The 7,545-nt window shown below is 52.4% G+C and carries 9 protein-coding genes and 2 pseudogenes; 10 read left to right on the top strand and 1 reads right to left on the bottom strand.

Annotated features, from left to right (window positions below; translation table 11 throughout):
* Positions 1-354 precede the first annotated feature (354 nt).
* The gene (locus DDT56_RS23985; protein WP_136168857.1) at positions 355-573 is read right to left on the bottom strand and encodes a SlyX family protein; all 219 of its coding nucleotides are present in this window, start codon (positions 571-573) and stop codon (positions 355-357) included.
* A 305-nt stretch (positions 574-878) separates the two neighbouring features.
* Between DDT56_RS23985 and fkpA the strand changes: the two genes are divergently transcribed.
* The 10 genes and pseudogenes from fkpA to DDT56_RS24945 form a co-directional block, all read left to right on the top strand.
* Positions 879-1,679, top strand: a complete 801-nt coding sequence (fkpA, locus tag DDT56_RS23980) for an FKBP-type peptidyl-prolyl cis-trans isomerase (protein WP_136168856.1) — start codon at positions 879-881, stop codon at positions 1,677-1,679.
* 193 nt (positions 1,680-1,872) lie between these two features.
* Positions 1,873-2,589, top strand: a complete 717-nt coding sequence (locus DDT56_RS23975; protein WP_168197685.1) for a helix-turn-helix transcriptional regulator — start codon at positions 1,873-1,875, stop codon at positions 2,587-2,589.
* Between the two features lie 5 nt (positions 2,590-2,594).
* Positions 2,595-2,984: a sulfurtransferase complex subunit TusD gene (gene tusD, locus DDT56_RS23970; protein ID WP_136168855.1), complete on the top strand. Its 390-nt coding sequence runs from the start codon at positions 2,595-2,597 to the stop codon at positions 2,982-2,984.
* A gap of 20 nt (positions 2,985-3,004) precedes the next feature.
* A complete protein-coding gene (gene tusC / locus DDT56_RS23965) occupies positions 3,005-3,364 on the top strand; it encodes a sulfurtransferase complex subunit TusC (protein ID WP_136168854.1) in 360 nt (119 codons plus the stop codon).
* A gap of 18 nt (positions 3,365-3,382) precedes the next feature.
* Complete coding sequence (tusB, locus tag DDT56_RS23960; protein WP_136168853.1) at positions 3,383-3,670, top strand: sulfurtransferase complex subunit TusB; 288 nt, start codon at positions 3,383-3,385, stop codon at positions 3,668-3,670.
* Positions 3,671-3,801: 131 nt separating this feature from the next.
* On the top strand, positions 3,802-4,176 hold the full coding sequence (gene rpsL, locus DDT56_RS23955; RefSeq protein WP_009111197.1) for a 30S ribosomal protein S12: 375 nt from the start codon (positions 3,802-3,804) through the stop codon (positions 4,174-4,176).
* 96 nt (positions 4,177-4,272) lie between these two features.
* On the top strand, positions 4,273-4,743 hold the full coding sequence (rpsG, locus tag DDT56_RS23950) for a 30S ribosomal protein S7 (protein ID WP_009111198.1): 471 nt from the start codon (positions 4,273-4,275) through the stop codon (positions 4,741-4,743).
* A gap of 97 nt (positions 4,744-4,840) precedes the next feature.
* Positions 4,841-6,949 carry an elongation factor G gene (fusA, locus tag DDT56_RS23945; protein WP_136168852.1) on the top strand — a complete coding sequence of 703 codons (2,109 nt, stop codon included), beginning with the start codon at positions 4,841-4,843 and terminating at the stop codon, positions 6,947-6,949.
* Between the two features lie 69 nt (positions 6,950-7,018).
* Positions 7,019-7,309 (top strand): annotated as a pseudogene (locus DDT56_RS24950) (GTP-binding protein); the annotation flags it as partial.
* 1 nt (position 7,310) lies between these two features.
* Positions 7,311-7,545 (top strand): annotated as a pseudogene (locus DDT56_RS24945) (GTP-binding protein); the annotation flags it as partial.

The raw sequence follows: 7,545 nt of genomic DNA, 5'->3' as shown, positions 1-7,545 counted from the left end.
AGTCCACGGCGCCATCGCGGGTAAAGGGAGTAATGGGAGCAGGGTTCAGGCCACGTAAATCGATATTAATTTTGGTCATGATGTTCTCTTTTTTAAGGTCATCGGAAAGAATGAAAGAGTGATTAATAACGTTCTCGGGAACGTTTGCATTTTTGGTTTTTCTTAATGGCTTGTCAAGGGAGATTTGCTATCGTGGATTTCAGCCAAATAGGTAGGTTGGATTACTTATATTCTAAATATCAATGTGTTGATAAATTTCGCAGCGTGAGGAGAAGTACCGTGGTCAGCGGGGATGATGTGAAAAATGTGATCTGGCGCAGCCTATAGAAAGCATGGCTGCGCCAGCGTTCTCAATCAATAATGCGGCGGCGGCGTTTCTTCCGACTGCGACGCGATTAGCGAGGTTTGCTGGGTGCGTAATCTCTCCGTCAACAGGCGTACCTGCTCGCGTAGCCGACCGATTTCTCTTTCGTGTTGAATAAGCGTTTGGTTCAACTCTTCTATCGTCACTTCCTGAAAAGCCTGACGGCTTTCCAGTAGTTCGAGCCGTTCTTCAAGCGATGACATTGGTATTCCCCCCTACAGCTTACAGCCTATTACCCTTAAGTTTGTCAGAAAGCAGAAACTTCTGGTAGTAAAAACGGTCGGAGTAGGGCGCAATAAGCGATCTGAGGATTTTTACTCACGCTATTTCTGAAGCTCGCCTTTCGGGCTATGCGGTCCGGCCGTTGAGAGCGGCGTTAAAAAACGATGAAATGTTTTTTATCAAAGGATTGTCGCGCGTGCCGTTGTGTTGTCTTCGTGCGCGCAGTTATAGTAGTCGCGAATTTATTTTTAATAATGGCTGGAGCATATTGTTCCAGATGCTGGAGAAATGGATGAAATCACTGTTTAAAGTAACGCTGTTAGCAACGACGATGGCTCTGACTCTGAACGCTGGCCAGGCTCTGGCGGCGGACGCGACCACAGCAACCAAATTCAAAAGTGACGAACAGGCAGCCGCTTACGCGCTAGGCGCATCGCTGGGTCGTTATATGGATAACTCCCTTAAAGAACAAGAAAAACTGGGAATCAAGCTGGACAAGGATCAACTGATTGCCGGCGTTCAGGACGCCTTTGCCGATAAGAGCAAACTGACCGACGAAGAGATCGAAAAAACGCTGCAAAGCTTTGAAGGACGGGTAAAAGCGGCGGCTGAAACCAAGATGAAGCAGGACGCCAAAGACAACGCGGATAAAGGCACCAAATACCGCGATACCTTTGCCAAAGAAAAAGGCGTGAAGAAAACCGAATCCGGTCTGCTGTATCAGGTTGAGAAAAACGGCAGCGGCAATGCGCCGAAAGACAGCGACACCGTGGTCGTCAACTACAAAGGCACCCTGGTTGACGGCAGCGAGTTTGATAACTCCTACAAGCGCGGCGAACCGCTCTCTTTCCGTCTTGACGGGGTGATCCCCGGCTGGACGGAAGGCCTGAAACACGTCAAGAAGGGCGGTAAAATCAAGCTGGTCATTCCGCCTACGCTGGCTTACGGCGAAACCGGCGTTCCGGGGATCCCGGCCAACTCCACGCTGGTGTTTGACGTTGAGCTGCTGGATATCAAATCCGAAGCCGATGTGAAAGCCGCCGACGCGGCCAAAGCGGAAAAACCTGCCGCCGCGGAGAAAAGCGCGCAATAATTCATCAATCATCGATGATGAGGTCTCGACCGCGGGTTATGCGCCCGCGGTTTTTTTTCCGTTCAATAAAAGATGAGTAAGTTCACCGTATCGGAAACGAACCCGTTAATTTCAGGGACGATTGAGTGGACATTTGCTAGACTGTGTCTCCGGTCAATACAATAAATAGAACACGTTGAGGGTGGTGTCTGCCATGTCTAATTCGCTTGTGTCTGGCGAATCTTATGACCTTGATTTGCTGGATGAACGTCCGTTCGGTCAGACGGATTACGAGATCCTGAAATCGTATGAAGCGGTGGTCGATGGGTTGGCCATGTTGATTGGTGAGCACTGCGAGATTGTGCTGCATTCCCTTGAGGATCTTAAATGTTCCGCGGTGCGTATCGCCAATGGCGAACATACCGGCAGAAAAATCGGTTCGCCGATTACCGATCTTGCGCTACGTATGCTGCACGATATGGCCGGCGAGGACAGCAGCGTATCGAAAGCCTACTTCACCCGGGCGAAAAGCGGCGTGCTGATGAAGTCGGTCACCATTGCCATTCGCAACCGCGATCAGCGCGTGATCGGGTTGCTGTGCATCAATATGAATCTGGATGTGCCTTTTTCGCAGATCGTACAGACCTTTATCCCGCCTGAAACGCACGAAATCGCCTCATCGGTAAACTTTGCTTCGTCGGTGGACGATCTGGTGGCGCAGACGCTGGAGTTTTCCATTGAAGAAGTCAACGCGGACCGCAACGTGTCCAACAATGCGAAAAACCGCCAGATCGTACTGAGCCTGTATGAGAAGGGGATCTTTGATATTAAGGATGCGATTAATCAGGTCGCCGAGCGCCTTAATATCTCCAAACACACCGTGTATCTCTATATCCGCCAGTTTAAAAGCGGCGATTTCAGCGGGCACTAACGCAGATGCTGAGCTATTGCCTGCTGGTCACCGGCCCCGCCTATGGCACGCAGCAAGCGAGCAGCGCGTTGCAGTTCGCGCAGGCGTTACTGGATGAAGGTCATCGCCTGGAAAGCGTGTTTTTCTATCGCGAGGGCGTGCTGAACGCCAATCAGCTCACCTCGCCGGCGAGCGACGAGTTTGATCTGGTGCGCGCCTGGCAGCGTCTGGGGCAGGAGCATCACGTGGCGTTGAATGTCTGCGTCGCCGCGGCGCTGCGGCGCGGGATTACCGATCGGCAACAGGCCGAACAGCTAAAACTGGGGGCGGCGAATTTGCAGGACGGCTTTACCCTGAGCGGTCTTGGCGAGCTGGCCCAGTCGGTTTTGAGCTGCGATCGGGTGATCCAGTTTTAATACGATTTTAAGGCGGAGTCATGAAGCGAATCGCTTTTGTTTTTACTCACTCGCCGCACGGCAGCGCCTCCGGTCGGGAAGGATTGGACGCATTGCTCGCCATGTCCGCGCTGACCGAGGATATTGGCGTGTTTTTTATCGGCGACGGCGTATTGCAATTGCTGCCGGGGCAGCAGCCGGAAACGATTCTGATGCGCAACTATATCGCCACCTTTGGCGTGCTGCCGCTGTATGACATCGAACGCTGTTATGTCTGTGCCGAATCTCTCCAGCAACGGGGTATTGCTCGGGATACCGATTGGGCTGTGGATGTGTTGCTCCTGCCCCCCGAGGAATTAAGACAGCGGCTGGCGGATTACCATTCCATCCTCTCATTTTAGCGGCGAGCGTTTCTATTTATGCTACACACTCTTTCCCATTCTCCTTATCACTGCGACATTGATGCGCTGCTGCGTTGTCTGGGTCCGGGAGACGCATTGGTGCTGTTGCAGGACGGCGTTATCGCCGCGCTGGCGAATAGCGAAACGGCAAGCCGTCTCCTTAGGGCGTCTATCCCTTTGTATGTTTTGCAAAATGATGCCGACGCCAGAGGCGTGGCTGCACAAATTTCAAACAATTTTTCATTGATTAGCTATACTCAATTTGTTCAACTGACGGTGCAATATCCGCAACAGCTGGCGTGGTAACGCTGAATTTTTGTATATTTCTTGACTCCTTCCACAGCCAGCCCTAAAATTCTGCGTCCTCATACTTTGCCCTGCGCAGGTACGAGGCGTTTTATCACGTGTTTACGAAGCAAAAACCAGGAGCTTTTTGAATGGCAACAATTAACCAGCTGGTACGCAAGCCACGCGCCCTGAAGGTTGTTAAAAGCAACGTTCCGGCGCTGGAAGCATGCCCGCAGAAACGTGGCGTATGTACTCGCGTATATACCACCACCCCGAAAAAACCGAACTCCGCGCTGCGTAAAGTATGCCGTGTTCGTTTAACCAACGGTTTTGAAGTCACCTCCTATATCGGTGGTGAAGGTCACAATCTGCAGGAGCACTCCGTGATCCTGATCCGTGGCGGTCGTGTTAAAGACCTGCCAGGTGTGCGTTACCACACCGTTCGTGGCGCGCTGGACTGCTCAGGTGTTAAAGACCGTAAGCAATCCCGCTCCAAATACGGTGTGAAGAAGCCAAAGGCTTAATGGTTCTCCGTTAAGTAAGGCCAAACGTTTTAACTTAAATGTCAAACTAAACTCGTAGAGTTTTGGACAATCCTGAATTAACAACGGAGTATTTCCATGCCACGTCGTCGCGTCATTGGTCAACGTAAAATCCTGCCGGATCCTAAGTTCGGATCAGAGCTGTTGGCCAAATTTGTAAATATCCTGATGGTAGATGGTAAAAAATCTACTGCCGAAGCAATTGTCTATACCGCGCTAGAGACCCTGGCTCAGCGTTCTGGTAAAGATCATCTGGAAGCTTTTGAAGTAGCGCTGGACAACGTGCGCCCGACTGTCGAAGTCAAGTCGCGCCGCGTTGGTGGTTCTACTTATCAGGTGCCGGTTGAAGTCCGTCCGGTTCGTCGCAATGCTCTGGCAATGCGTTGGATCGTTGAAGCTGCTCGTAAACGCGGTGATAAATCCATGGCTTTGCGCCTGGCGAACGAACTTTCTGACGCAGCAGAAAACAAAGGCACTGCTGTCAAGAAACGTGAAGACGTTCACCGTATGGCAGAGGCCAACAAGGCGTTCGCTCACTACCGTTGGTAATCCCTTCGCTGTAGTTATGCTAATCAGGCGGGCGCTTCAGAAAGCCAGCCCGTCTGGATTAACTGACATTGAACGCCCTAGGATATAGAGGAAACAAATGGCTCGTACAACACCCATTGCACGCTACCGTAATATCGGTATCAGTGCACACATCGACGCCGGTAAAACCACCACGACAGAACGTATTCTGTTCTACACCGGTGTGAACCATAAAATCGGTGAAGTTCATGACGGCGCGGCCACCATGGACTGGATGGCGCAGGAGCAGGAGCGTGGCATCACCATCACCTCCGCTGCGACTACCGCATTCTGGTCTGGTATGGCTAAACAGTTTGAGCCGCACCGCGTAAATATCATCGACACCCCGGGACACGTTGACTTCACTATCGAAGTAGAACGTTCCATGCGTGTTCTTGACGGTGCAGTAATGGTTTACTGTGCGGTCGGTGGTGTTCAGCCGCAGTCTGAAACGGTATGGCGTCAGGCTAACAAATACAAAGTTCCGCGTATTGCGTTCGTTAACAAAATGGACCGCATGGGCGCGAACTTCCTGAAAGTCGTAGGCCAGATCAAAACTCGTCTGGGCGCGAATCCTGTTCCGCTGCAGCTGGCTATCGGTGCGGAAGAGCATTTCACCGGCGTTGTCGACCTGGTGAAAATGAAAGCCATCAACTGGAATGACGCCGATCAGGGCGTGACCTTCACCTATGAAGAGATTCCGGCTGATATGCAGGAACTGGCTGACGAATGGCACCAGAATCTGGTTGAGTCCGCGGCTGAAGCTTCTGAAGAGCTGATGGACAAATACCTCGGCGGCGAAGAGCTGACCGAAGAAGAGATCAAGAAAGCGTTGCGTCAGCGCGTGCTGAACAACGAAATCATTCTGGTTACCTGTGGTTCCGCGTTCAAGAACAAAGGCGTACAGGCAATGCTGGATGCGGTTGTCGAGTATCTGCCGGCGCCGACCGACGTTCCTGCGATCAACGGTATTCTGGACGACGGTAAAGATACCCCGGCGGTTCGTCACTCCGATGACAAAGAGCCGTTCTCTGCGCTGGCGTTCAAGATCGCCACCGACCCGTTCGTGGGTAACCTGACGTTCTTCCGCGTGTATTCCGGCGTGGTTAACTCCGGTGATACCGTGTTGAACTCGGTGAAATCCGCGCGTGAGCGTTTTGGCCGTATCGTTCAGATGCACGCCAACAAACGTGAAGAGATCAAAGAAGTTCGCGCGGGCGACATTGCTGCGGCAATCGGCCTGAAAGACGTGACCACCGGGGATACCCTGTGCGATCAGAACGCGCCGATCATTCTGGAACGTATGGAATTCCCGGAACCGGTTATCTCCATCGCGGTTGAACCGAAAACCAAAGCCGACCAGGAAAAAATGGGTCTGGCTCTGGGCCGTCTGGCGAAGGAAGACCCGTCTTTCCGCGTATGGACTGACGAAGAATCCAACCAGACCATCATCGCCGGTATGGGCGAACTGCACCTGGAAATCATCGTTGACCGTATGAAACGCGAGTTCAACGTTGAAGCGAACATCGGTAAACCGCAGGTTGCCTACCGTGAAACCATTCGCGATACCGTTAAGGATATCGAAGGGAAACACGCCAAGCAGTCTGGTGGTCGCGGTCAGTACGGTCACGTGGTGATCGACCTGTCTCCGCTGGAACCAGGTGGCCCGGGTTACACCTTCACCAACGATATCAAAGGCGGCGTGATTCCTGGCGAATACATCCCTGCCGTTGATAAAGGTATTCAGGAACAGCTTAAAGCCGGTCCTCTGGCGGGTTACCCGGTGGTTGATATCGCGGTGCGTCTGCACTTCGGTTCTTACCACGACGTCGACTCCTCGGAACTGGCGTTTAAACTGGCTGCTTCACTGGCATTTAAAGATGGCTTTAAGAAAGCAAAACCAGTTCTGCTTGAGCCGATTATGAAGGTTGAAGTTGAAACCCCTGAAGACTACATGGGTGACGTAATCGGCGACCTTAACCGTCGCCGCGGTATCATCGAAGGTATGGAAGATACTGCAACCGGCAAGACCGTTCGTGCACAGGTTCCGTTGTCTGAAATGTTTGGTTATGCTACCGATCTGCGTTCGCAGACTCAGGGCCGCGCTTCATACTCCATGGAGTTCCTGAAGTACGCTGAAGCGCCGAACAACGTAGCTCAGGCCGTTATTGAAGCCCGTGGTAAATAATCCGGGTTTAACACATTGATCCCGTGCTCTCTCCATCAGGGGGGAGCATTAGAGTTAAGGAATATCGCCGTGTCTAAAGAAAAATTTGAACGTACAAAACCCCACCTCAACGTCGGTACTATCGGCCACGTTGACCATGGTAAAACAACGCTGACCGCAGCTATCACCACCGTTCTGGCTAAAACCTACGGCGGCAGCGCGCGTGCATTCGACCAGATCGATAACGCGCCGGAAGAAAAAGCCCGTGGTATCACCATCAACACCTCTCACGTTGAATACGATACCCCGACTCGCCACTACGCGCACGTTGACTGCCCGGGACACGCCGACTATGTGAAAAACATGATCACCGGCGCCGCGNTTCCTGAACAAATGCGACATGGTTGATGATGAAGAGCTGCTGGAACTGGTTGAGATGGAAGTGCGCGAGCTGCTGTCTCAGTACGACTTCCCGGGCGACGACACGCCGGTAATCCGCGGTTCCGCGCTGAAAGCGCTGGAAGGCGAAGCCGAGTGGGAAGAGAAAATCATCGAACTGGCTAACGCTCTGGATACCTACATCCCGGAACCTGAGCGCGCCATCGACAAGCCGTTCC

It is taken from the genome of Brenneria corticis (genome assembly GCF_003115855.1).
In the GTDB taxonomy this organism is placed as follows: domain Bacteria; phylum Pseudomonadota; class Gammaproteobacteria; order Enterobacterales; family Enterobacteriaceae; genus Brenneria; species Brenneria corticis.
Note: the sequence above shows the minus strand (reverse complement) of the source record. Positions and strands in the feature narration are given on the sequence as shown.